Genomic DNA, 23,791 nt, shown 5'->3' on the forward strand with positions numbered 1-23,791 from the left:
CTATTCGGTCAAGGAGCTGACCCGATACATCAAGATGAAGCTGGAGGGGGACCGCCTGCTCGGAGACGTATGGATCCGGGGCGAGATATCCAACTTCACGCATCATTCAAGCGGCCATATGTACTTTACGATCAAGGACAAGGACAGCCGCATCAAATGCATCATGTTCGCCAGCCACAACCAGAGGCTGCCTTTTCGGCCGCGCGAGGGCACGAAAGTGATCGCGCGCGGCAGCATATCCGTCTACGAAAGGGACGGAAACTATCAGTTCTACTGCACGGCGATGCAGCCGGACGGGCTCGGCAGCCTTTATCTCGCCTACGAGCAGCTGAAAGCCAGGCTGGAGGCGGAGGGGCTGTTCGCGGAGTCCCGCAAGCGTCCGCTGCCTCGCTACCCGGCGGTCGTCGGCGTCGTCACGTCGCCGACCGGCGCGGCGGTGCGCGACATCATCACGACGCTCCAGCGGCGGTATCCGGCGGCGGCGATCCTCGTCTATCCGGCCGTCGTGCAGGGGCCGGGAGCGGCGCCGTCGATCGTCAAGGGCATCGAGGCGATGAACCGCCACGGCCGAGCGGACGTTCTCATCGTCGGCCGGGGGGGCGGATCGCTGGAGGAGCTGTGGGCGTTCAACGAGGAAACGGTGGCTCGCGCCATTGCGGCATCCGACATTCCGGTCATCTCGGCCGTCGGCCATGAGACCGATTTTACGATCGCCGATTTCGCCGCCGACCGAAGAGCCGCGACGCCGACCGCGGCCGCAGAGCTCGCCGCTCCTCATGTCGGGGAGCTCGGCCAATCGCTCCAGCGGCTGGAGCAGCGGCTCGGGGCCGCGATGGACCGCGCGCTGGACAGCCGCAGGCAGCGCTTGCTGCGAGCGCGCCGCTCTCCTTATTTTGTCCATCCGAGACGCTACTTGCTGGATCAGTCGCAGCGGCTGGACCGCTTGACGCAGCGGCTCGAGGACCATGCCCGGCGCTTGCCGGAGCGCTCCGGACAGCGCCTGGAGCGGTTGGAGCGGCGGCTGCAAGGCCAATCGCCGTCCAGCCGGGCTGCGCTCGCCGGGAGAGACCTCAGGCAGCTTGACGAGCGGCTGGCCAAGGCGGTCCGGGGCATCGTCAAGGATGCGCGGCAGCGGACCGCATCCTCCGTGCTGCAGCTCGATGCGCTCAGTCCGCTCAAGGTGATGGCGCGCGGCTACAGCCTCGTATACGAACAAAGCAACGACAAGCTGGTCCGTTCCGTAAAAGACCTGGAGCTGGGAGACCTGGTCCAGGTGCGGTTCCCGGACGGACGCGCCGAATGCCAGGTATGGGCGATCAAGGAGGGTGAGCAAGAATGAGCGACAGCAAGCAGAAACAGGAGCAGGCGCTTAGCTTCGAGCAAGCGATGGAAAAGCTGGAAGGCATCGTCGCGCGTCTAGAGAACGGGGATGTCCCGCTCGAGACGGCAATCGAGCTGTTCCAGGAGGGCATGGAGCTTTCCCGCCTGTGCGGCGGCAAGCTCGAGCTGGTCGAGCGCCGCATCGAGGCGCTGCTGGAGCGCGGACCGGGCTTCGCGACCGAGCCGTTCGACGCGGTGCCCGACGATCGGGGAGACGCCCGATGAGCGGACAGCCGATGCTGGCGACTTATTTGGCCGAGAACGCCGCCCTCATCGAAGCGGAGCTGAAGCGGTCGCTTCCGGAAGTCTGGGCCGTGCCGCCGCGGCTGCGCGAATCGATGGACTACTCCCTGTCTGCGGGAGGCAAGCGTCTGCGTCCCGTGCTCGTGCTCGCCGCAGCCGAAGCGGCCCGAGGCGGCGAGTCGGACCGGGAAGCGGCGCTGCGCGTCGCCTGCGCCGTGGAGATGATCCATACCTACTCGCTCATCCATGACGATCTGCCGGCGATGGACAACGATGATTTCCGCCGCGGCAAGCCGACGAACCATCGGGTTTTCGGGGAAGCGATGGCCATTCTCGCGGGGGACGGGCTGCTCACGCATGCGTTCCACATGGCCGCCTCCGCGCGCCGCTACGGCGCGGACGCGGGAGTCGTCCTCGACATCGTCGAGGACCTGTCGCGGTTGTCCGGTCCTGCCGGCATGGTCGGCGGCCAGGCGGCCGACATGCAGGGCGAGCAAGGAGCGACGGCGCTGCCCGAGCTGCAATATATCCATGAGCACAAGACGAGCGATCTCATTATATTTTCGGTCACCGCCGGCGTTCGGCTCGGCGGAGCGCGCGCGGAGCAGCTTGCCCGTCTGGAGCAGTTCGGCCGCAAGCTCGGCCTCGCATTTCAGATTCAGGACGACATTCTCGATCTGATCGGAGACGAGAGCAAGCTCGGCAAGAAGACGAACAGCGACACGGCCGCAGGCAAGGTGACCTATCCGTACCTGGTCGGGATGGAGGAGAGCCGCAGGCTGCTGGCGCAGTTCACCGACGATGCGAAGCAGGCGCTGCTGGAGGCGAGGCTGCCCAAGCCGGAGCGCCTCGTGGAGCTGGCCGATTACTTGATGAACCGGGACCGCTGAGGCGCCATGAGGTTTCATGTCGCTTCATATGGTATAATGGTGGATAATGTGTATTGACGGGACGGCGGCCTGACGGCCCGCCGCTCACGAAAGCGAGGAACCTAACGTGCTGCTCGACAAACTTAACGGACCTCAAGATCTGAAAGGCTTGTCCGTGCCGGAGCTGGAACAGCTCGCCGGCGAGATCCGGGAGTTCCTGATCCAGAAGCTCTCTGTGACCGGCGGACATCTGGCGCCGAATCTCGGCGTCGTGGAGCTGACGCTGGCGCTGCACTATTTGTTTGACAGCCCGACGGATAAATTCATCTTTGATGTCGGCCACCAATCCTACGTGCACAAGATTTTGACGGGCCGCAAAGACCGCTTCGACACGCTGCGCCAGCAGGGCGGCCTATGCGGATTCATCAAGCGTGCCGAAAGCGACCATGACGTCTGGGAAGCCGGCCACAGCAGCACGTCGCTGTCGGCGGCGATGGGCATGGCGCTGGCACGTGATTTCAAAGGCGAGTCCAACAAAGTCGTCGCCGTCATCGGCGACGGCGCCTTGACCGGGGGCATGGCGCTGGAGGCGCTGAACCACATCGGCCACGAGAAGCGGGACATGATCGTCATCCTGAACGACAACGAGATGTCGATCGCTCCGAATGTCGGCGCGATGCATCAGTATCTCGGCCGCATCCGCACCGACCGCCATTACCAGAAGGCCAAGGAGGATCTCCAGTCGCTGCTGCAGAAAGTGCCGGCGATCGGCGGCAAGCTGGCCAAGACCGCGGAGAGGTTCAAGGACAGCCTGAAGTATCTGCTCGTGAGCGGCATCCTGTTCGAGCAGTTCGGCTTGCACTACATCGGGCCGGTGGACGGCCACGATCTCGACGGGCTGCTCGAGACGCTGCAGCAAGCGTCGAACGTGCAAGGGCCGGTGCTCGTGCATGTGGTCACGGTCAAGGGCAAGGGCTACAAGCCGGCGGAGGCCGACTCGTTCAAATGGCATGGCGCCTCCCCGTACAAGATCGAATCCGGACAGATGCTCAAAGCGGTCGGACCTCCGATGTATACGGACGTATTCGGCGATGCGCTGATCGAGCTGGCCGAGCGCGACGAGCGGATCGTCGCCGTCACGCCGGCGATGCCGGCCGGCTCCGGCCTGATGAAGTTCGCCGCGCGCTATCCCGGACGGATGATCGACGTCGGCATCGCGGAGCAGCATGCCGCGACGATGTCCGCCGCGCTCGCGATGGACGGCATGAAGCCGGTGTACGCCGTCTACTCGACCTTCCTCCAGCGTGCCTACGACCAGGTCGTGCACGACATCTGCCGGCATAACGCCAACGTCATCTTCGCCATCGACCGGGCCGGCTTCGTCGGCCCGGACGGCGAGACGCATCATGGCGTGTTCGACATTCCGTATCTGCGTCATATTCCGAACATCGTCCTGATGATGCCCAAGGACGAGAACGAGCTTCGCAACATGATGCAGACGGCCGTCGACTACAACGACGGGCCGATCGCGGTGCGATATCCGCGCATCAGCGGCAGGGGAGTCGAGCTCGATTCTGCGATGACGCCGATTCCGATCGGGACGTGGGAAGTCGTACGGCCGGGAGATACGGCAGCCGTCCTGGCGGTCGGTCCGATGGTCGAGGTCGCCGAACAGGCGGCCGATCTGCTTCGCCGAGACGGACTGTCGCTGCGGGTCGTCAACGCCCGCTTCATCAAGCCGCTTGACGGAGCGATGCTGGATTCGCTGGCCGACGAAGGGATTCCGCTCCTCGTCATGGAAGAAGGAGCGGTCATGGGCGGCTTCGGCAGCGCCGTGCAGGAGCACTTCGCCTTGACCGGCCGCGCCGGAACCCGCGTCAGTCTGATCGGCATCCCGGATGAGTTCATCGAGCATGCCTCCATTCAGGAGCAGCGGGAGGCGAGCGGACTGACCGCGCAGCGTCTGGCCGCCGAAGTGCTTGCCATGCAGCCTATGCGCAAGCGCGCCACCAACCAGCATTCATGAACCCTTGTATGGCCTGCGGCGATCCGGCTGCAGGCCATTCTACGGTTATAAGGAGCGAACCGGAAGTGACGACCAAAGAACGAATCGACGTATTGCTCGTGGAGCTCGGCTATTACCCCAGCCGAGAAAAGGCGAAAGCCGCGCTCATGGCCGGCCTCGTGCTCGTGGACAACGAGCCGGTGGACAAGAGCGGGACGAAGGTGAAGCGCGGCTCCGAGATCAAGGTCAAGGGGAGCCTTCATCCGTATGTCAGCCGGGGCGGTCTCAAGCTGGAAAAGGCGATCCGCGAGTTCGGCCTCGCGATGGACGGGCGGGTCATGCTCGACATCGGGGCTTCGACGGGGGGCTTCACCGATTGCGCGCTCCAGCACGGAGCCGCCTACGTGTACGCCATCGACGTCGGCTACAACCAGCTCGACTGGTCGCTGCGCCAGCATCCGCAGGTAAAGGTGATGGAACGGGTGAATTTCCGATACATCCGTCCGGAGGAGCTGGAAGGGCCGGCGCCGGACTGCGCCTCGATCGACGTCAGCTTCATCTCGCTGAAGCTGATTTTGCCGGCCCTCGCTCCGCTGCTGCCGGCAGGGAGCGATGTCGCAGCCCTCATCAAGCCTCAGTTCGAGGCAGGCCGGGAAAAAGTCGGCAAGTCCGGCATCGTGCGCGATCCGGTCGTCCATCTCGAGGTGCTGCGGACGGTTTGCGCCGATGCGGCCGAGGCCGGATTCAAGCTGCAGGCACTCACGTTCTCGCCGATTACGGGAGGAGAAGGGAACATCGAATTCCTGGCCCATCTGGTGCGCAGCGACGACGCTCAGGCGCCGGACGGAGGAATTCTCGAGGAGATTGTTGCTGCGGCGGCAGCCCATTTCCATTCCCCCAAATAATTCCGAAATCCTCTTTACAAGCAAACGCATGTTCTGCTATTCTAAATGCAGCAAACAAATGTTCGGGCTTCCTTTCGGTTACGCCGGAAGGAAATAGGCCGCCGAAAAGCGAATGTTTCCTTCACCATGAAGCGGGAGGGATCGCTTGGACCGGCTGGTGATGGTAGTCTCGGCGCTGTTGATCGGGTATTGGGCTTACCGGGCTTTCTACAACTGGCTTCATGAGCCGAAGGGGCTGAAGCGGCTCGTGCTCGGCCGAGGAGAGATATTGGCCCCGGATGATCCGCACGTGCTGTTTCTCGAATCGCACGGGTACGAGGTCATCTCCGGCAAGCATCGCGTTCCGCTTGTCGTCGACCTGGACGGCAAGGAAATGTCGAGCCGGCTGTATGTGGACTATGTCGCCGTCCGTAACGGAGACATGTATGCGGTCAAGCTGATGCGGGAGCGCCAGCCGCTGGATTGGACAGGCAGCGGCCTGCGGGATCGGCTGCTCGTTTTCCACCTCCTGCTTCCGGAGCTGGAGGGCATACTGCTGATCGACACCGAGGACAATAAGATACGGACCGTAAAATTCGAATTGAACGAAGAGCCGAAAATGAAGGAGGCCTGATTATGAAAGGATTGCGCCATGTCAAGATCCGCGAAATCATCGGGCGGCACGTCATCGAGACGCAGGACGAGCTCGTGGACGCGCTGCGCACAGCCGGGCTGCAGGTAACTCAAGCGACCGTGTCGCGCGACATCAAGGAGCTGCAGCTCATCAAGATTCCGTCCGAGGACGGCCGCTACAAATATTCCCTGCCGCAAGAGCAGCGGTTCATCCCGGTGAACAAGCTCAAGCGCGCCATGCTGGACAATTTCCTGCATGTCGACCAGGCGGAAAACCTCGTCGTCATGAAATGCCTGCCTGGCACTGCCAACGCCATCGCCTCGCTCGTCGACGGCATGGAATGGCCGGAAATCATGGGCACGATCAGCGGGGACGATACCTTGCTCCTCATCTGCCGCAAGAAGGAGCACGGCAGCAAGATCGTCGAGCAGCTGCTCGCCATGATGAATTAGTTCCCCCATCCAATTCGGATCAAAGGAGTGTTTTTATGCTTCGCGAACTGTCCATTCGAAATCTTGCCGTCATCGAGGAAGTGACCGTCGGATTCCACGAAGGCTTTCATGTGCTGACGGGAGAGACCGGCGCCGGCAAGTCGATTCTGATCGATGCGCTCATCCTGCTTATCGGCGGGAGAGGATCTTCCGACATGGTCCGTTACGGATGCGACAAAGCGGAGATGGAGGCCTCCTTTGATCTTGGACCGGCCCATCCGGTCTGGCACGTGCTGCAGCGCCTTGGGCTGAAAGGCAGCTCCGAGGATCTGCTGACGATCCGGAGGGAGCTGTCGGCTCAAGGTAAAAGCTCGTGCCGGATCAACGGCTCCATCGCCAATCTGACGATGCTGCGGGAAATCGGCGAATGCCTCGTGAACGTGCACGGCCAGCACGAGCATCAGTCGCTGCTGCGGACCGAGCAGCACTTGGAATGGCTCGACCTGTTCGCCGGCGAGCAGGTCGAGGAGCTGAAGCGGACCTACCAGGCAGCGTTTTTCCGCTACGGAGAGCTGCGCTCTTCGTTAAAATCGCTCTTAGAGGGCAGCCGACAGAACATGCAGATGCTCGACCTGTACAAGTTCCAGCTGGAGGAGATCCGTTCCGCAGCGCTGCGCAAGGAGGAATGGGAGCAGCTACATCAAGAGAAGGAGACGCTGGCGCATGCCGATAAGATCATGACGCATGTGGCCGGCGCCTACGGGCTGCTGCATGACAGCGGCGCACTGGAATCGATGGCGTCCGCCATCGCCAAGCTGGAAGAGATTGCTCCGCATCAGCCTTCCGTTTTGGAGCCGCTCGTGGAGCAGCTCAAGAGCGCCTATTACCAAACCGAGGATACCGTCCACCAGCTGCGCGGCTGCCAGGAGGATATCCAGAGCGATCCCCAGCGTTTGGCGGCGATCGAGGATCGAATTACGCTGTTGAACGGGCTTCGCCGCAAGTACGGCGATACCTTGCCCGATATTATGGCCTATTACAAAAAAATCAGACATGAAGCAAGCCTGATCGAAAATCGGGACGATCATATCCGGGAGCTTAAATCCTCGCTCAAGGAAGCCTATGCCGAAGCGGCAGAGCTGGCAGAGCGGCTTTCAGCAAGACGCAAGCAAGCCGGAGAGCTTTTATCCGCCTCGGTGGAGAGGCAGCTCAAGGATTTAGGCATGGAACGCACGCAGTTTAGAGCGCATGTAGATGCCCAGTCCTCTGAGGAGGCCTACAAGCTGACGCTTCATGGCATCGATGAAGCCGGCTTCCTGCTCGCCCCGAATCCAGGCGAACCGCTCAAGCCGCTCAGCAAGATTGCCTCTGGCGGAGAGATGTCGCGCATCATGCTCGCGCTCAAGAGCATTTTCGCCGAGATCGATCAAGTTCCCGTGCTTATTTTCGATGAGGTCGATACGGGCGTCAGCGGACGGGCAGCTCAAGCCATAGCCGAAAAAATGTCGCAATTATCTGGCAAATGCCAGGTGTTCTCCATCACGCATCTGCCGCAAGTGGCTTGCATGGCCGATTACCATTATGAGATCAGCAAGCACGTGGTCCATGAGCGGACCTCCACCTCGGTGAAGGAGCTGAGCGATCGGGAGCGCATCGAAGAGCTGGCACGGATGCTCGGCGGCGTCGAGGTGACGGACAAGACAAGGCATCATGCACAGGAAATGCTTGTGCTGGCAGATCGCCAAAAAGGAGCCTGAGTCAGGCTTTCAGGGAAGGTTTTGATGGACATAAATCGGGGGGGCGGGGGTACCTTATAGGTACGCAAATGGCGAGACCAATCGTCAAGCGATGGAACTACAGGGAGCGTGAGATCATGAACGCCAACCAGCGCAAGCGGTGGTTCGGATTAGTTCTCGTATTCTTCGTTTGCATGATCGGCATCTCCAGTCCGTTCCAAAACTATGCCTCCTTCCCGAATGAACTGCGTTTATTCTCCGGGCAAATGAAACGGCTGGATTATCATATGCCTGTCCATGCGGACATGACGGTGGATTCCTCCATCCTTCATGTCAACGGCAAAGCGGAGCATCGCCAGTTGCTGGATTTGAAAAAGTCGATATCCCTTGAACCTCGTCAAACGGGCCAGGCTGTCTTGTCTTTGAAGCTGTTTGGCAAAATTCCTTTCAAGACCGTCCATGTCGATGTCGTCCCGGACCTGAAAGTAATTCCTGGCGGACAAACCATCGGAGTCAAGGTCAAGTCCGCAGGCGTTCTTGTCGTCGGCCATCATCTCGTCGGAGAAAAGAACGAGGCTAAAGTTTCGCCGGGCGAGCAGGCCGGCCTTCGTCTTGGCGACTTGATCGTCGAGATCGACGGCCGCAACGTCCGGGAGGTCAAAGAAATCGCTCGCTATACCGAGGAAGCCGGTTCCCGCAACCGACCGCTGAAGTTGACGGTCAAGCGTTCCGGCAAGCTGTTGAGCGTCAAGCTCAAGCCTTCTTACGACAAAGAAGACAAGGCGTGGAGAATCGGACTCTATATTCGTGATTCCGCTGCAGGGGTTGGGACCTTGACGTTTTATGCGCCAGACCAAGGCGTATACGGGGCGTTGGGTCATGTCATTACGGATTTGGATACGGGCACGGCGATCGAAGTCGGTGACGGACAGATTCTTGAATCGAACGTAACGTCCATCAACAAAAGCCAGAACGGCGAACCCGGCGAGAAACGAGCAACCTTCGTCAACGAAAGTCATGTGCTTGGCAATATTCAGCGGAATACGCCTTTCGGGATATTCGGCAAGATGGAGCAAAAGCCGGGCCACGGCTATCAGGCTGAGGCGGTTCCAGTCGCCTTCTCCGAAGAAGTTCATGAAGGACCCGCAGAAATATTGACCGTACTGAGCGGACAAAAAGTGGAGCGATTCAAGGTCGAAATCAGCCATGTCAGCAAGCAGAAGCAGCCTGCCACAAAAGGGATGGTCATCAAAGTAACGGACCCTAAGCTGCTGGAACGTACCGGGGGCATCGTGCAAGGCATGTCGGGCAGTCCGATCTTGCAGGACGGCAAGCTGATCGGAGCAGTGACGCATGTGTTCGTCAACGATCCCTCTTCAGGTTATGGCTGCTTCATCGAGTGGATGCTGCATGATGCCGGCATTATCCTTCGTACGGCGAACAAAGATCTCAAGGCAGCTTGATGCCTTGAGGTCTTTGTTGATTTTTATCGAATTTTAGCGGATAAGATCAGGTTATGAAGTAAAATAATTATTATACCGAAACGATGATCAAAAAGAAAGAAAAATAATATTCGACAGAAGGAAATCCTTTAGGGGTGTCGAAACGATACAACAAGCAAAAAACAGACTATCCCATCGTGATGAAGGAGGACCAACCTTGCCAAAGATTGAGGTACTGCTGGCCGATGATAACCGTGAATTTACGAATCTGCTGTCCGAATATATAAGCGAACAGGATGATATGGAAGTTACGGGCATCGCATACAACGGCGAAGAAGTGCTGCGTCTGCTGAAAGAGACGGACCGCGTTCCCGACGTGCTTATCCTGGATATCATCATGCCTCATCTCGACGGACTTGGCGTGCTGGAGCGGCTGCGCGAAAGCGGCCTTAATCCGATGCCGAAAATCATCATGCTGACCGCTTTCGGTCAAGAAAACATCACGCAAAAAGCCGTCCAGCTCGGGGCTTCGTATTATATTCTTAAACCGTTCGACATGGAGATGCTGGCCAATCGCGTCCGTCAGCTCGTCGGAAATCAGGCACTGGTCGCGACCTCCGCTTCGGGAGCATTTTCCTCGAGCTCATCCTTCATCAAGTCCAACGTCGTGCCGCTTGCCAAAGGCAAAAATCTCGACGCGAACATCACGAGCATCATCCATGAGATCGGCGTACCCGCCCATATCAAAGGCTACCAATACTTGCGCGAGGCGATTACGATGGTGTACAACAACATCGAGATTCTCGGCGCCATCACCAAAACGCTGTATCCCGCGATTGCCGAAAAGTTCAAGACGACGCCTTCCCGCGTCGAGCGCGCCATCCGTCATGCCATCGAGGTCGCCTGGACTCGCGGCAACATCGACAGCATCAGCCATCTGTTCGGCTATACGATCAACATCAGCAAGTCCAAGCCGACTAATTCCGAGTTCATCGCGATGGTCGCCGACAAGCTGCGGATCGAGCATAAGGTAAGCTGATGATGCGGCAATCCAATTCCTAGAAAAAAAGACCGTTGGGCCGATGGCCGCAACGGTCTTCTTTATCGGATTACTTTTTGGAGCGGGATTTGACGGATTTTTTGGCAGGCTTCTTGCGGGAGATCGTGGAACGGCCATACCCTTCGTGGTCATGACCTTGTTCGGATACGGACTCGACTCCGCCTACGTTCTCATCGCGGCAAACATATTTGTACACGTCGCAGCGGACCGGAACGCAGTGATGCCGCGTTACGATCTCGATCGGGTGGACCACCGTGACTTGCTGAGGATGGTACACGTCGCGATAGACGGTCTGTACGGGATCAACGACGGTTTGAGGCGAACAATGCGAATGACGACAGGACATTTGGAAAAGCTCCTTTCCTTCGTGAGATACTATAGGGTACGAGTCCGAAGGGAGGATTGCTTGTGCCAATGCCATGGCAGGCTAAACGTTGGGTCTAGGACGCTTCTTCTTGAAGCGGGGCGCGACGTAGTTGTGCTTGCGGTCGCGGAAGAAAATCCAGCCGCCGATAAAGCCGATGCCGACCGCGAACAAGATGAAGCCGACGATGAACGTCAGCCAGCTGAACTTTGGAATGACGGCGTCGTTGCCGAATGCGGCAAAATAGTCGAACGTGGCCGTTTTCATCTGGATAAAGCCATAACAGGCGATGAGGCCTGGAATGACCAGAATAAGAATGGCAACGAACCGGGAAAAGATTACTTTCATGTCGTTCTCTCCTTCATCCAGCCTGATTGCGCAAAAATAAAGGCTAAGGTGCAGGAATAGCCTATTTTCATCATACTTCAACAAACGCCGGCTTGTCCATGCGGTGTTCTTCTCCGGCGAAAAGGAGTAAAATAGGTTCTCGGAGGAGAAGGGGGAAGCTGTCGCCTTCGCCTAGACATGAATGATGCGGCAATGTTCCGCATGTATGGAAGGGATCGATCGCATGCCAATTCAAGTGGACGTCGCCGTGCTGGGCGGCGGGCCCGGAGGGTATACCGCCGCCATCCGAGCCGCGCAAGAAGGAAAAAAAGTCGCGATTGTGGAGCAAGGCAAGCTGGGCGGCACCTGCTTGCATCTAGGATGCATTCCGAGCAAGGCGCTGCTGCGCAGCGCGGAGGTCTATGCTTCCCTGCTCCATGCGGATACATATGGAATCAAACTCAGTCGCGAAGCGGTAAAGGTTGATTTTACCGCTGTCCAGGAACGCAAGGAGGGCGTCGTCGAGCAGCTTCATCGCGGGCTCCGGCAGCTCATGAAAAAGCACGGGATCGAGGTGATTCAAGGCCGGGGAAGAATCATCGGCCCGTCGATCTTCTCGCCTAAAAGCGGCTCGCTTGCGGTGGAGCTGGAGGACGGAGAAATGGAATCCGTCGTGTCCCGCCATCTGATCGTCGCCACCGGCTCCCGGCCGAGGCAGCTCCCTGGACTGGAAGCGGACGGCGAGACGGTGCTCACAAGCGATGACGCCTTGCGCATGGAGACGCTGCCTTCGTCGATGCTGATCGCCGGCGGCGGCGTCATCGGTATCGAGTGGGCTTCGATGCTGAGCGACTTCGGCGTGCGCGTCACGCTCGTGGAAGCCGCTTCGAGAGTGCTCCCGGGTGAGGACCCGGACGTATCGGCTGCCATCGCCAAGGCGCTCTCGGCGCGCGGCGTCCGCATCTTGACCGGGGCCATGCTGCAGCAGGAGTCGCTGAGCAAGGACAGCGGCGGAATCAGCGTGGCCGTCCGGCAAGGCGAGACGGAAGAGCGGCTGCAGGCCGACCGGCTCCTCGTCTCGGTCGGCCGCATCGCCAACATCGAAGGCATCGGGCTGGAGAACACGGATATCGCCGTGCAGGACGGATGGATCAAGGTGAAGCCGACGCTCCAGACCGCAGAGCCGCATATTTACGCGATCGGCGACGTGACCGGCGGCGTGCAGCTTGCCCACGCCGCCGCTCATGAAGGCATCGCCGCCGTCGAGCATCTGCTCGGACTCATGCCCCATCCGGCGGCGCCGCATCGCATTCCGCGCTGCGTGTACAGCCGTCCCGAGACGGCGAGCGTCGGTTACACGGAGGAGCAGGCGCGCGCCGCGGGCCATGACCCGATGACGGCCAAGATTCCGTTCGCTGCCATCGCCAAAGCGATCGTGCACGGGGATTCGGAAGGATTCGTCAAGGTCGTCGCCGATCGCGGCACGCAGGATCTGCTCGGCGTGCATATGGTCGGCGCCCATGTGACGGAGCTGATCGCCGAGGCGTCGCTGGCGCAATTTCTGGACGCGGTGCCGTGGGAGGTCGGAGCGAGCTTCCATCCGCATCCGAGCTTGTCGGAGGCGCTCGGCGAAGCGATGCTGGCGACGCTCGGGAAATCGGTCCATTTCTAACCGAGGAGAGAAACGGAGGAAAGAGGGCAATCGGCCGGAGGACGGCAAAGGTTCCCTTTTTCCTCCTTCGGGGTTATAATACTGCTATCAAGTATTAGTACCAGGTAACAAGACTGGAGATGAAGGAGGTTCCTCCATGAGCCGTCAACAGGTGGATTCGCGTCATCGCGAGCTGGGCTTGTCCGACGAGGAAGCGGTCGGGATGTACAAGATGATGAGAAGCGCGAGGATGTTCGACGAAAGGGTGCTGCTGCTGCAGCGCGCCGGCAAGATCAACTTCCACGTGTCCGGCATCGGCCAGGAGGCGGCGCAGGTGGCGGCCGCATGGGCGCTCGATCGGGACGAGGATTATTTCCTCCCTTATTATCGCGACTACGGCTTCGTGCTGACGGTCGGCATGACGCTGCGCGAGCTGATGCTGTCGGTATTCGCCAAGGCGGAGGACCCGACGAGCGGCGGCCGCCAGATGCCGGGCCACTTCGGACATAAGAAGCTCCGCATCGTCACCGGCTCCTCTCCCGTGACGACGCAGGTGCCGCACGCGGTCGGCATCGCGCTCGCCGCCAAGCTGAAAGGGCGCAAGCTCGTGAGCTTCGTGACGTTCGGAGAGGGCTCGAGCAATCAGGGCGACTTCCATGAGGGCTGCAACTTCGCGGGCGTCCACAAGCTGCCGGTCATCCTCATGTGCGAGAACAACCAGTATGCGATCTCCGTGCCGGTCCACAAGCAGCTGGGCGGACGTGTCGCGGATCGCGCGCTCGGATACGGCTTCGAGGGTCTCCGCGTGGACGGCAACGATGCGCTGGCGGTGTATGCGGCAGTCAAGGATGCCCGCGAGCGGGCGCTGTCCGGCGGCGGACCGACGCTCATCGAGGCGATGATGTACCGGCTGTCGCCGCATTCCACATCGGACAACGACCTGGCGTACCGGACCAAGGAAGAGGTCGAGGAAAACCGGGGCCGCGACGGAGTGGCGGCGTTCCGCCGCTACCTGGAGGAAGCCGGGATCTGGAGCGCGGAGCAGGAAGACGAGCTGGCCGCGGCGATCCGGCGGGAGATGGACGAGGCGACCCGCTACGCGGACGAGGCTCCGTTCCCGACGCCGGAGAGCACGCTGTGGCATGTGTATGAAGGCGATGCGCCGCAAGGAGGACGTTAAGATGCCGGTCATGGACTATATCGAGGCGATCCGCCTCGCGATGAAGGAAGAGATGGAGCGCGATCCGGACGTATTCGTGCTCGGCGAGGATGTCGGCGTCAAGGGCGGCGTCTTCACGACGACCAAAGGGCTGCAGGAGCAGTTCGGCGAGGCGCGGGTGATGGATACGCCGCTGTCCGAATCGGCGATCGCCGGCGTGGCGATCGGCGCGGCGATGTACGGCATGAAGCCGATCGCCGAGATGCAGTACTCCGACTTCATGTTTCCCGCGACGAACCAGATCATCAGCGAGGCGGCGAAAATCCGCTACCGCTCCAACAACGACTGGAGCTGTCCCGTCGTCATCCGAGCGCCGATCGGAGGCGGCATTTTCGGAGGCCTTTACCATTCGCAATGTCCGGAGTCGGTGTTTTTCGGCACGCCGGGACTCAAGATCGTCGCGCCGTATTCGCCGGCGGACGCCAAGGGGCTGCTGACGGCGGCGATCCGCGATCCCGATCCGGTCCTTTTCTTCGAAAATAAAAAATGCTACCGGCTCGTCACCGGTCCGGTGCCGGAAGGCGAGCACGTGGTGGAAATCGGCAAGTCGAACGTGCTGCGCGAAGGCGACGACATCACGGTCATCAGCTACAGCCTGCCGCTGCATTTCGCGATGCAGGCGGCGGAGGAGCTGCAGGAGGAGGGCATCAGCGCCCACATCCTCGATCTGCGGACGCTGCAGCCGCTCGACAAGGAAGGCATCCTGGCGGCCGCTCGCCGGACGGGCAAGGTGCTCATCATCCATGAGGACAACAAGACGGGCGGCATCGGAGCCGAGGTGTCGGCGATCATCGCCGAGGAAATGCTGTACGAGCTCGATGCGCCGATTCGCCGGCTCTGCGGTCCGGACGTGCCGGCCATGCCGATCAACCCGCCGGGGGAGAAGTTCTTCATGCTGAACAAGGACAAGGTGCTGGCCGCGATGAGAGAGCTCGCGCTGTACTGATCGGCGGGTCCCGTCCGCCAGCATACTGAGATTCGGAAGGCCGTGACCGGCCTTCCGGCAAGGAGCGAATTCCGATGAAAGCAGCAACGATCCACGAAATCGCCATGCCGCAGCTGGCCGAGTCGGTCGTGAGCGCGACGATCGAGCGCTGGCTGAAGCAGCCCGGCGACAACGTAAGCATGTACGAGCCCTTATGCGAAATCATTACCGATAAAGTCGGAGCCGAAATTCCGTCGACGATCGAAGGCACGCTGGTCAAGCTGCTTGTCGGCGCGGGAGAGACGGTCGAGGTCGGCACGCCGATCTGCCTGATCGAATCCATCGCGCCTGCGGCGGAGCCCGCAGCGACGGCGGAGCCGCCTGCCGCGAGGGCCGATCATGCCGGTGCGCCCGCGGCGGCAGCTTCGGCTCCGGGCCGTCCTGCGGCCGCCGAAAGCATGCGCGGCCGCTATTCCCCGGCCGTGCTCCAGCTGTCCGCCGAGCATGGCATCGATCCATCGGCCGTGCAGGGCACGGGAGCGGGAGGCCGGGTGACGCGCAAGGATATCCTCGCGCATGCCGCTTCGGGAGCCAAGCCGGCAACCGCTCAGCCGCTGCCGGTCCAGCCGGCTGCGCAAGGCGCGCAGGCGGCGAGCTCCGCTTCGGCGGCCGTACCGCCGCAGCTCGATGCGGGCGACCGGATCGTCGAGGCGAGAGGACCGGTGCGCTCCTCCGGCCTGCATCTGACCGAGACGCCGCGCATTCCATCGGTCGAGATCGAGGGCCAGGCGATCCCGGGCAGGGGAGAGACATTCATCGACGTCACCCCGGTCCGCAACACGATCGCCTCGCGCATGCGCCAGAGCGTGACGGAAATTCCGCATGGCTGGATGATGATCGAGGTCGACGTGACCAACCTCGTCGTTCTCCGCAGCAAGCTCAAGGACGACTTCAAGAAGCGCGAAGGCACGAATCTGACGTACTTGGCCTTTTTCATCAAGGCGGTCGTCAATGCGATCAAGGACTTCCCGATCATCAACTCGGTCTGGGCGGTCGACAAGATCATCGTCAAGCGCGACATCAACATCTCGCTGTCGGTCGGCACCGAGGATTCCGTCGTCACGCCGGTCATCAAAAACGCCGACCAGAAAAACATCGCCGGCCTGGCGCATGAGATCGAGATGCTCGCCCGCAAGACGCGCGAAGGCAAGCTGAAGCTGGACGACGTGCAGGGCGGGACGTTCACCGTCAACAATACCGGCTCGTTCGGAGCGATCCTGACGCAGCCGATCATCAACTACCCGCAGGCGGCGATCATCACGTTCGAGTCGATCGTGAAGCGTCCGGTCGTCATCAACGACATGCTGGCCGTGCGCTCGATGGCCAACATCTGCCTGTCGCTCGACCACCGCATCCTGGACGGCGTCATCTGCGGTCGGTTCCTGCAGCGCGTCAAGGAGAACCTGGAGAGCTTCAGTTCGGAAACGCATCTTTATTAAGCCGCACGACACCTACGACAACGACAACAGGAGCAGGAGGAACCGGATGGACGCGAACCATGAAGCGCGGCCGCTTGCCGCGCGCTATATCGACTTCATCGACTACGGAGAGGCCTGGGAGCTGCAAAAGGAATACGTGGGGGAGATCGACCGGGAGGAGCGCGTGGAAACGCTGCTCCTTCTTCAGCATCCGCCGACCTATACGCTCGGCACGGACCGGCATCCGGAGCATCTGCTGCTGGCGCCGGAGGAGCTGAAGGCCCGCGGCATCTCGGTGTACGAGATCGACCGCGGAGGAGACATCACCTATCACGGGCCGGGACAGCTCGTCGGCTACCCGCTGATACGGCTCGACGCCAAAGGACTGGATCTGCACGGCTTCCTGCGCGAGCTGGAGCAGGTGCTGATCGACTGGCTCGCCGGCTACGGCATCGAGGGAGGACGCAAGCCGGAGTATACCGGCGTCTGGGTCGGAGACAAGAAGATCGCCGCGATCGGCATCAAGTTCAACCGCTCCCGGACGCGGCGCGGCTTCGTGACGAGTCATGGCTTTGCCCTGAACCTCAAGGCGGGCATCGGCGAGGAAGGCTTCGCCGGCATCGTGCCGTGCGGCATCCAGCAGTTCGGCGTCACTTCGTTCGAGGATCTGACCGGACAAGCGATGAAGCCGGAACAGGCGGCGCGGGAGCTGCTTCCGCACTTCATGCGGCGGTTCGGCTTCCGGCCGGGCTGAACGAAAAAAAGAACGGGACTCGCGGCGCGGCGCGCCGGGAAGTCCCGTCCTTTCTTAAAACAGCAGTCCGATGCTCGATACGACGGTCGTCACCAACAACGTAATCAGCACGACGTAGATGACGATCTTGATGGCTCGTCCTTGAGGATTCAATGCAATCGACTCCTTCCGAAGGTCGCCTGCGGCTTCGGCGAGGCGAGTCAGCTTCACCCCTCTATTGTACCGAAAACCTTCGCAAGATGCCAAGCCTTCATGGCGGCTTCCGAGGAGAAAAAACCAAAAGCAGCGGTCTGCCTACGGGCGGGGCCGGAAAGGCGGAGAAAGCGATGATCCAGCGGGAAAGGCTGATCGAGGAATTCATGGAGCTGGTGCGAGTCGACAGCGAGACCGGCCACGAGGCGGCTATCAGCGGCGTGCTGAAGGCGAAGTTCGGGGGCCTTGGATTGACGCTCGAGGAAGACGATGCGGCGCAGGCGACCGGCCACGGCGCGAACAATTTGTTTTTCACCTTGCCGGCAGCGGAAGGCGTCGTCGCGCCGACGATCTTCTTTACCTCGCATATGGATACGGTCCGTCCGGGAAACGGCATCCAGCCTCGGCTCGACGCCGACGGCTACCTGCGCAGCGACGGCACGACGATCCTCGGCAGCGACGACAAAGCCGGGCTGGCGGCGATGCTCGAGGCGCTGCGCTCGCTCAAGGAGACGGGAGCCCGTCATGGCGAGGTGCAATTCGTACTGACGGTCGGCGAGGAGTCGGGACTCGCGGGAGCGCGTGCGCTCGACCGCTCGAAGCTCCGCGCCGATTACGGCTACGCGCTTGATTCCAACGGAGAGGTGGGCGGCATCGCGACGTCCGCTCCGGGGCAGGCGAAGATCCGGATCGAGGTGACGGGCCGGAGCGCGCACGCCGGCGTCAATCCAGAGGACGGCATCAGCGCGATCCAGGTCGCTTCCAAGGCGATCGCGCGCATGCCGCTCGGCCGCATCGACCATGAGACGACGGCCAACATCGGCCGCTTCGAGGGTGGCGGCGCCACCAACGTCGTCTGCGACTCGGCGCTGCTGCTGGCCGAGGCGCGCAGCGCCGACCGCGCCAAGCTGGAGCGGCAGATCGAAGCGATGCGCGAGGCGGCGGAGTCGGCGGCCGCGGACTTCGGCGCGGCCGCGAAGCTAGAGGCCACGCACCTGTATCCGTCCTACAAGCATGGGGACGAGTCCGCAGTCGTTCGATCGGCTGCCCAAGCGATCCGTTCGATCGGATTGACGCCGCGCACGTTCCATTCCGGCGGCGGCAGCGACGCCAATGTGTTCAACGGCCTCGGCGTGCCGACGGTCAACCTGGCGATCGGCTACGAGCATATCCATACGACCAAGGAGCAGATCAAGGCCGACGACCTCATCCGCACCGCCGAGCTGGTGAAGGCCATCATCGAGCAGGCGGCGGGCGCCTGAGACAGGCCGGCGGCGGGAGGGCGGCTCTTGCCCTGCTCCTGCGGTCGGCAAGCCGATGCGGCCAGTCGACCGGGCGGGCAGCGCCCCCCGATTCTAGCGGGGCGCTTTAACCGAGGCAGCGGCATCCGACCGCAGCGGCGCGCCCGCACCCGCCTCGCGCGCGAGCTTGCGCAGCGCATGGCGCACTTCCCATGCCTTGCCGACCAGCCGCAATTCTTTTTCACCGATATACATTTTCATGACGGCATCCCGCCTTCCATCGTTATGCCTACACGATATGCAGGAAGCGGACGGGCTATGCCACCAAGGAGGAATCGCGCATGAGCGAGCAGCCGAAGCCGGACGGACGTCCGGGGGCGGAAGTGACGCTGTCCAGCGAGACGAAATATGCCGGCAAGATCATCACGCTGCAGGTCGATCAGGTGCGCCTGCCGAGCGGGGCGACCGCCTCGCGCGAGATCGTGCGCCATCCCGGAGCGGCGGCGGTCATCTGCATCGCGGACGGCAAGCTGCTGACGGTCGGACAGTACCGCAAGCCGATGGACAAGTACCAGGTCGAGATTCCAGCGGGCAAGCTTGATCCCGGAGAGGATCCGGCCGTCTGCGCGGCGCGCGAGCTGAAGGAGGAGACGGGCGTGAGCGCGTCGAGCGTGAGGCTGGTCGACGCCTTTTATACGTCGCCCGGCTTCGCGGACGAAAAGCTGTATCTGTATGTAGCGGAAGGGCTGGAGCACGGGGACAGCTCCCCGGACGAAGACGAGGACCTTCATGTCGAGGCGCTGACGATGGAGCAGGCGCTCTCCTACATCGAGCAAGGCATCATCGGCGACGCCAAGACGCTGATGGCGGTCTATTTGTGGAAGCTGTCGGAGCTGACCGGACGGATCGGCATCCGAGGGTGAGCTCGGCGCTCCGTCTTTCGACCCCAACGCCGCGATCATGAACCGGAGCCGGAGCGCATAGGCTAGCATGCGGACAAGACGGCGGACGGGGAGGGACGGTCGATGCGGGCATGGGTCAGAGGCAGGTCGAAGGAGGAAAGGCTGCTGTTCGCCATCGCGGCATCCCTCTGCGCGGCGGGCATCGTTTGCGGAGCGCTGCTCGCCGGCGGACTCGGCGAAGAGCAGCGGAGCCTGCTGGCCGCCGACATGAGCCGGTTTCTGCAGCGGCTCGTCTCGGAAGGCGCTCCGCCAGACGCTTCGTCGTTCTGGGTCGTCTGCTGGCTGCACGGACGATGGCTGCTGCTGATCGTCCTGCTCGGCGTTTCCGTCATCGGCTTGCCGCTGCTCGCCGCGCTTGATTTCTTCAAAGGCGTGCTCATCGGCTTCGCCGTCGCGACGCTTGCGGTCCAGCACGGAGGCCGGGGCGTCGCCTTCTCCTTCGTCGCCGTCGCGCCGTCCAACCTGCTCGCGCTGCCGGCCTATCTTGCCGCAAGCGCAGCGGCGGCGTCGTTCGCGCTGCATCTGGTCCGCTTCCGGCTGATGCGCCGCCAAGGTCCGCTTCTGCCGGCCGCGGCGGCTCTGGCAGTGACGGCTGCGGCTTCGACGCTGCTGCTCGCGGCCGCATCAGCGGCGGAGGCATGGCTGTCTCCGCCGCTGATGGCATGGGCCGCGCAGTGGCTCGTCCCGGGCTGAATCATTGACTTCCCGTTCCTCTAGCAACTATAATAGAGTCATAAGTGCCGGCGGCTAGCCGGTTTTCTTGTGGCAGGGGGGAAGTCATGGAAGCCCGGATCGATTCCATTAAGCAGCAGCTCCAGTCGCAGGGCTACAAGTTGACCCCGCAGCGCGAAGCAACCGTGCGCGTCCTCCTGGAGAACGAGGACGATCACCTGAGCGCCGAGGACGTGTTCATGCTCGTCAAGGACAAGGCTCCCGAGATCGGCTTGGCCACCGTGTACCGCACGCTGGAGCTGCTCAGCGAGCTGCATGTCGTGGAGAAGATGAACTTCGGCGACGGAGTCGCCCGCTACGACCTGAGGACGGACAACAGCAAGCATCATCACCACCATCTGATCTGCGTGCAATGCGGATCGATGGAGGAGATCAAGGATGACTGGCTCGGACCGCTCGAAGAACGGCTGGAGGCCGAATACGGCTTTGCCGTCCTGGATCACCGCCTTGATTTTCAAGGCATCTGCAGGCGCTGCAGAGAAACCAACGATTCCAAGAAGCCCTGACAGCTCCGATTTCATCGCTCCCGCAAGCAGCGGGCGATGAAGGTCGGAGCTGTTTGATCGTTCAGCGGAATTTCGCCTGATGGCGGCCCGGCATCGGGCGGACTCCGGGATAGAACACCGATCCGATCCGCCGCAGCTGCAGCAGGCCGGAGCCCTGCGCGCGCTTGGAAGCTCCGGGCACCGGCTTCGCCCACCTCCTCAGCACCGGCGAGACCGCCGCCGCAGGCAGGCCGGGGTTGGCGGACAGCAGCAGCGCCGCGCCGCCGGCCACATGAGGGGCGCTCATGCTCGTGCCGGAGTCGGTCTCATAGCCTCCGTCCAGCCAGCAGGAGCAGATTTCGTCGCCGGGCGCGGTCAGGTCGATACCTTTGCCGCGGCTGCTGAACGAAGCGATGCGGCCGCGGCGGTTGGAGGCGGCGACGGCGATCGTCTCGGGATATGAGGCCGGCACGTCGAGGCCGCCGCTGTAGACGCCCGCATTGCCTGCGGCGGCGACCAGCACGAGGCCGGCCCTGCGGGCTCGGCGCACGACCCGCCGCAGCGCGGCGCTGCGCGTGCCGGGAGGCAGGCCAAGGCTCATGTTGACGACATCCATGCGATTGTCGATGCACCACTCGATCGCGTCGAGGATGCTGGTCAGGCTGCCGAAGCCGTCGGCGTCAAGCGCCTTGACCGCGTACAGCGAGGCTCCGGGCGCGACGCCGAGCGGGCCGCCGCCGCTGCCGCGGCCCGCTGCGATGCCGGCGACATGCGTGCCATGGCCGTTGTCGTCGCGGTAGGACCTGCCGCCGCTCACGTTCACGCCCCCGGCAACGCGCAGATCGGGATGCGGTCCGACGCCGGTATCGATGACCGCGAGTCGGATGCCGCTGCCTAGCGTCCGCCTCCAGACCGGCGGCGCCTCGACGCGGCGGATATTCCAGGGCAGCTTGCCGCAAGGGCGGCTGCGCCTGCGTTTGCCGCTCCGGCGGGTGCGGCCGTCTCTGACGCTTGCGCCAAGCGCGCGCACGACGGCATCCTTTTCGAGGCTGCGAAGCTCCGGATGGCGGAGCAGCTCCTGCCAGGAGACGCGCCGGTCCAGGCGCAGGCAGAGGATGCGGCTCGATTTCCAGGTCCGCAGCGGCCTGATGCCGCCGCGGGCGAGCTCCCGGACCGCCTCGTCGTAGGCTTTGCGGCTCTTCAGCACGACGATGCGCCTTGTCGCATGCCGTCCCGGCCGACTGCAGGCGCAGGCGCGCAGGCAGCTTCCAATCGAATTTTTCTTCACGATCTTTCCCTCCCTCCGTTAACGTATGGAGACGGAGGCAGAGAGGAGCGGGCGCTTCGCCCTGCCGCGCGGACCGGACATACTCCGCTCGTCCGCCGCATAGGCTGGAGAGAGCATTCGAAGGAGGGGCGGCCATGATCGTTTCCTTGCGCAGATGGGTGTCGAGGCTTGTATTCGCGCTGCTGTTCGCCTGCCTGACGGCGGCCGTCTACGAAGGCTTCCGCCTCGCGGACAGCTGGGTTCGGCCGCTCGATCCGTACGCGCCTCCCCGTGGACAGGCGCTCAAGGTGTTCGAGCCCCATGAAGCGCCGCCTGAAGGCGGCACGATCGCCGATCGGCTGCGCTGGTTTTATTACAACGGGGAGTAGGGGCCAGCTAGCGGTCCGAGGCGCTCACGCCATGAGGTCCGGACGATTCGTCCGGGCCGTTTGCGCATGCGTTTGCCGAACGTGTCCGCAGCGACTATACTTTGAGCGAGGGGGGACGATAGCATGGAGCTGAGCCAATGCCTCTACGCCTGGCTGGACGAGCTGGAGAACGGGCGCCGCGTGGCGCCGGCGACCTACGACGCCTACAAGCGCGACCTTGAGCATGCGATCGCTTGGCTCGACCGCCAGGGCATCGGAGCGATCGCCGCCGTCACCCGCCACCATCTGGCCAAGTATTTGCAGGCATGCCGGGACGACGGAGCGCGCAGCGCGACGGTCAGCCGCCGGCTGGCCTCGCTGCGCTCGTTCTACCGGTTCTTGACCCGCGTCGGCTATACCGACCGCGACCCCTCGATGCACGTGGAGCTGCCGCGTCATGAGCTGGCGCGGCCCGTCGCCCTGACGCTCGAACAGGTGGAGCAGCTCATGAACGCCCCCGCGACGGACAGTCCGGCCGGCCTTCGCGACAAGGCGATGCTGGAGCTGCTGTACGGCTCCGGCATCCGCGTGTCCGAGCTGCTGGCGATGAGAGCGGACGATCCTCAGCCCGGGCTCGGCTACGTCCGGGTGTGCTCCCCCCGCAAAAAAGAGCGGATCGTGCCGCTCGGGCAGATCGCGGCGGGATGGATCGGCCTCTATTTGAGAGAGGGGCGCCCCGCGCTGCTCGAGCAGCGGATCGGCGGCGCTCCGGCCCGCATGGGCGCGGCGGAGCCGGACGAGCTGTTCCTGAACGTCTCCGGCGAGCCGCTGTCGCGGCAAGGCTTTTGGAAGACGATCAAGAAGCATGCCCGCAGCTCCGGCATCGAGGACGGCGGAGCGATCACGCCGCATACGCTGCGCACGTCGTTCGCCGCCCATATGCTGGAGCGGGGAGCCGACCTGCGCGCCGTGCAGGAGATGATGGGCCACGAAGGCATCGTCTCCACGGAGCGCTACGCGCTCGGAGACCGGCCGCGGGTCAAGGACGTATATGAGAAATCCCATCCGCGGGCGGGCTTCGGCACGCGCGTCCTGGAGCCGGATTCCGATTAACGATCAAGCAAGCCAACGACGAGAGGAAG

The 23,791-nt window shown here is 62.4% G+C and carries 24 protein-coding genes; 21 read left to right on the forward strand and 3 right to left on the reverse strand.

Features of this window, described 5'->3' with window-relative positions; translation table 11 throughout:
• The first annotated feature begins 34 nt into the window (after positions 1 to 34).
• The 10 genes from xseA (at position 35) to spo0A (ending at position 10,663) form a co-directional block, all read left to right on the forward strand.
• Complete coding sequence (gene xseA, locus HGI30_RS09665; protein WP_407945034.1) at positions 35 to 1,339, forward strand: exodeoxyribonuclease VII large subunit; 1,305 nt, start codon at positions 35 to 37, stop codon at positions 1,337 to 1,339.
• Positions 1,336 to 1,605, forward strand: a complete 270-nt coding sequence (xseB, locus tag HGI30_RS09670; RefSeq protein ID WP_168907372.1) for an exodeoxyribonuclease VII small subunit — start codon at positions 1,336 to 1,338, stop codon at positions 1,603 to 1,605. Before xseA ends, xseB begins: the two co-directional genes overlap by 4 nt.
• Complete coding sequence (locus HGI30_RS09675; protein ID WP_168907373.1) at positions 1,602 to 2,513, forward strand: polyprenyl synthetase family protein; 912 nt, start codon at positions 1,602 to 1,604, stop codon at positions 2,511 to 2,513. Before xseB ends, HGI30_RS09675 begins: the two co-directional genes overlap by 4 nt.
• A 106-nt stretch (positions 2,514 to 2,619) precedes the next feature.
• A complete protein-coding gene (gene dxs, locus HGI30_RS09680) occupies positions 2,620 to 4,518 on the forward strand; it encodes a 1-deoxy-D-xylulose-5-phosphate synthase (protein WP_168907374.1) in 1,899 nt (632 codons plus the stop codon).
• An 8-nt stretch (positions 4,519 to 4,526) separates the two neighbouring features.
• Positions 4,527 to 5,402: a TlyA family RNA methyltransferase gene (locus HGI30_RS09685; protein ID WP_168909810.1), complete on the forward strand. Its 876-nt coding sequence runs from the start codon at positions 4,527 to 4,529 to the stop codon at positions 5,400 to 5,402.
• A 145-nt stretch (positions 5,403 to 5,547) separates the two neighbouring features.
• Positions 5,548 to 6,015: a hypothetical protein gene (locus tag HGI30_RS09690; protein WP_235680373.1), complete on the forward strand. Its 468-nt coding sequence runs from the start codon at positions 5,548 to 5,550 to the stop codon at positions 6,013 to 6,015.
• A gap of 2 nt (positions 6,016 to 6,017) precedes the next feature.
• Positions 6,018 to 6,467, forward strand: a complete 450-nt coding sequence (gene ahrC / locus HGI30_RS09695; RefSeq protein ID WP_168907375.1) for a transcriptional regulator AhrC/ArgR — start codon at positions 6,018 to 6,020, stop codon at positions 6,465 to 6,467.
• Positions 6,468 to 6,502: 35 nt separating this feature from the next.
• Positions 6,503 to 8,203 carry a DNA repair protein RecN gene (recN, locus tag HGI30_RS09700; protein WP_168909812.1) on the forward strand — a complete coding sequence of 567 codons (1,701 nt, stop codon included), beginning with the start codon at positions 6,503 to 6,505 and terminating at the stop codon, positions 8,201 to 8,203.
• Between the two features lie 116 nt (positions 8,204 to 8,319).
• On the forward strand, positions 8,320 to 9,645 hold the full coding sequence (gene spoIVB, locus HGI30_RS09705; protein WP_168907376.1) for a SpoIVB peptidase: 1,326 nt from the start codon (positions 8,320 to 8,322) through the stop codon (positions 9,643 to 9,645).
• 196 nt (positions 9,646 to 9,841) lie between these two features.
• On the forward strand, positions 9,842 to 10,663 hold the full coding sequence (spo0A, locus tag HGI30_RS09710) for a sporulation transcription factor Spo0A (protein WP_168907377.1): 822 nt from the start codon (positions 9,842 to 9,844) through the stop codon (positions 10,661 to 10,663).
• Positions 10,664 to 11,111: 448 nt separating this feature from the next.
• On the opposite strand, the gene HGI30_RS09715 is transcribed toward spo0A, so the two are convergent.
• A complete protein-coding gene (locus tag HGI30_RS09715) occupies positions 11,112 to 11,396 on the reverse strand; it encodes a DUF2627 domain-containing protein (RefSeq protein WP_168907378.1) in 285 nt (94 codons plus the stop codon).
• Between the two features lie 223 nt (positions 11,397 to 11,619).
• On the opposite strand from HGI30_RS09715, the gene lpdA reads away from it, so the two are divergent.
• The 6 genes from lpdA to HGI30_RS09745 all read left to right on the forward strand — a co-directional run bounded on the left by lpdA (position 11,620) and on the right by HGI30_RS09745 (position 18,856).
• Complete coding sequence (gene lpdA / locus HGI30_RS09720; RefSeq protein WP_168907379.1) at positions 11,620 to 13,047, forward strand: dihydrolipoyl dehydrogenase; 1,428 nt, start codon at positions 11,620 to 11,622, stop codon at positions 13,045 to 13,047.
• 136 nt (positions 13,048 to 13,183) lie between these two features.
• Positions 13,184 to 14,206 carry a thiamine pyrophosphate-dependent dehydrogenase E1 component subunit alpha gene (locus tag HGI30_RS09725; protein WP_168907380.1) on the forward strand — a complete coding sequence of 341 codons (1,023 nt, stop codon included), beginning with the start codon at positions 13,184 to 13,186 and terminating at the stop codon, positions 14,204 to 14,206.
• A gap of 1 nt (position 14,207) precedes the next feature.
• Entirely contained in the window at positions 14,208 to 15,191 is a 984-nt protein-coding gene (locus HGI30_RS09730) for an alpha-ketoacid dehydrogenase subunit beta (RefSeq protein ID WP_168907381.1), read from the forward strand.
• Between the two features lie 74 nt (positions 15,192 to 15,265).
• A complete protein-coding gene (locus HGI30_RS09735) occupies positions 15,266 to 16,669 on the forward strand; it encodes a dihydrolipoamide acetyltransferase family protein (RefSeq protein ID WP_168907382.1) in 1,404 nt (467 codons plus the stop codon).
• A gap of 46 nt (positions 16,670 to 16,715) precedes the next feature.
• Positions 16,716 to 17,402, forward strand: coding sequence for a lipoyl(octanoyl) transferase LipB (gene lipB, locus HGI30_RS09740; protein WP_168907383.1), 687 nt, complete (start codon positions 16,716 to 16,718; stop codon positions 17,400 to 17,402).
• 326 nt (positions 17,403 to 17,728) lie between these two features.
• Entirely contained in the window at positions 17,729 to 18,856 is a 1,128-nt protein-coding gene (locus HGI30_RS09745; protein WP_168907384.1) for a M20/M25/M40 family metallo-hydrolase, read from the forward strand.
• Positions 18,857 to 18,949: 93 nt separating this feature from the next.
• Here the strand turns inward: HGI30_RS09745 and mciZ are convergent, their stop codons facing one another.
• Positions 18,950 to 19,096, reverse strand: coding sequence for a Z-ring formation inhibitor MciZ (gene mciZ / locus HGI30_RS09750; RefSeq protein ID WP_168907385.1), 147 nt, complete (start codon positions 19,094 to 19,096; stop codon positions 18,950 to 18,952).
• 80 nt (positions 19,097 to 19,176) lie between these two features.
• Here mciZ and HGI30_RS09755 point away from each other — a divergent pair, with 80 nt between their 5' ends.
• From HGI30_RS09755 to fur, 3 genes are all read left to right on the forward strand, one after another.
• On the forward strand, positions 19,177 to 19,758 hold the full coding sequence (locus HGI30_RS09755) for an NUDIX hydrolase (protein WP_168907386.1): 582 nt from the start codon (positions 19,177 to 19,179) through the stop codon (positions 19,756 to 19,758).
• A 102-nt stretch (positions 19,759 to 19,860) separates the two neighbouring features.
• Complete coding sequence (gene spoIIM, locus HGI30_RS09760; protein WP_168907387.1) at positions 19,861 to 20,490, forward strand: stage II sporulation protein M; 630 nt, start codon at positions 19,861 to 19,863, stop codon at positions 20,488 to 20,490.
• 86 nt (positions 20,491 to 20,576) lie between these two features.
• Positions 20,577 to 21,035 carry a ferric iron uptake transcriptional regulator gene (fur, locus tag HGI30_RS09765; RefSeq protein ID WP_028599833.1) on the forward strand — a complete coding sequence of 153 codons (459 nt, stop codon included), beginning with the start codon at positions 20,577 to 20,579 and terminating at the stop codon, positions 21,033 to 21,035.
• 61 nt (positions 21,036 to 21,096) lie between these two features.
• Here the strand turns inward: fur and HGI30_RS09770 are convergent, their stop codons facing one another.
• Positions 21,097 to 22,302, reverse strand: a complete 1,206-nt coding sequence (locus tag HGI30_RS09770; RefSeq protein WP_168907388.1) for a S8 family peptidase — start codon at positions 22,300 to 22,302, stop codon at positions 21,097 to 21,099.
• 134 nt (positions 22,303 to 22,436) lie between these two features.
• On the opposite strand from HGI30_RS09770, the gene HGI30_RS09775 reads away from it, so the two are divergent.
• On the forward strand, positions 22,437 to 22,670 hold the full coding sequence (locus HGI30_RS09775) for a DUF4227 family protein (RefSeq protein ID WP_168907389.1): 234 nt from the start codon (positions 22,437 to 22,439) through the stop codon (positions 22,668 to 22,670).
• Positions 22,671 to 22,793: 123 nt separating this feature from the next.
• The gene (locus tag HGI30_RS09780; RefSeq protein ID WP_168907390.1) at positions 22,794 to 23,762 is read left to right on the forward strand and encodes a tyrosine recombinase; all 969 of its coding nucleotides are present in this window, start codon (positions 22,794 to 22,796) and stop codon (positions 23,760 to 23,762) included.
• The last annotated feature ends 29 nt before the right edge of the window (positions 23,763 to 23,791 follow it).

The organism is Paenibacillus albicereus, assembly GCF_012676905.1.
Taxonomy (GTDB): domain Bacteria; phylum Bacillota; class Bacilli; order Paenibacillales; family Paenibacillaceae; genus Paenibacillus_O; species Paenibacillus_O albicereus.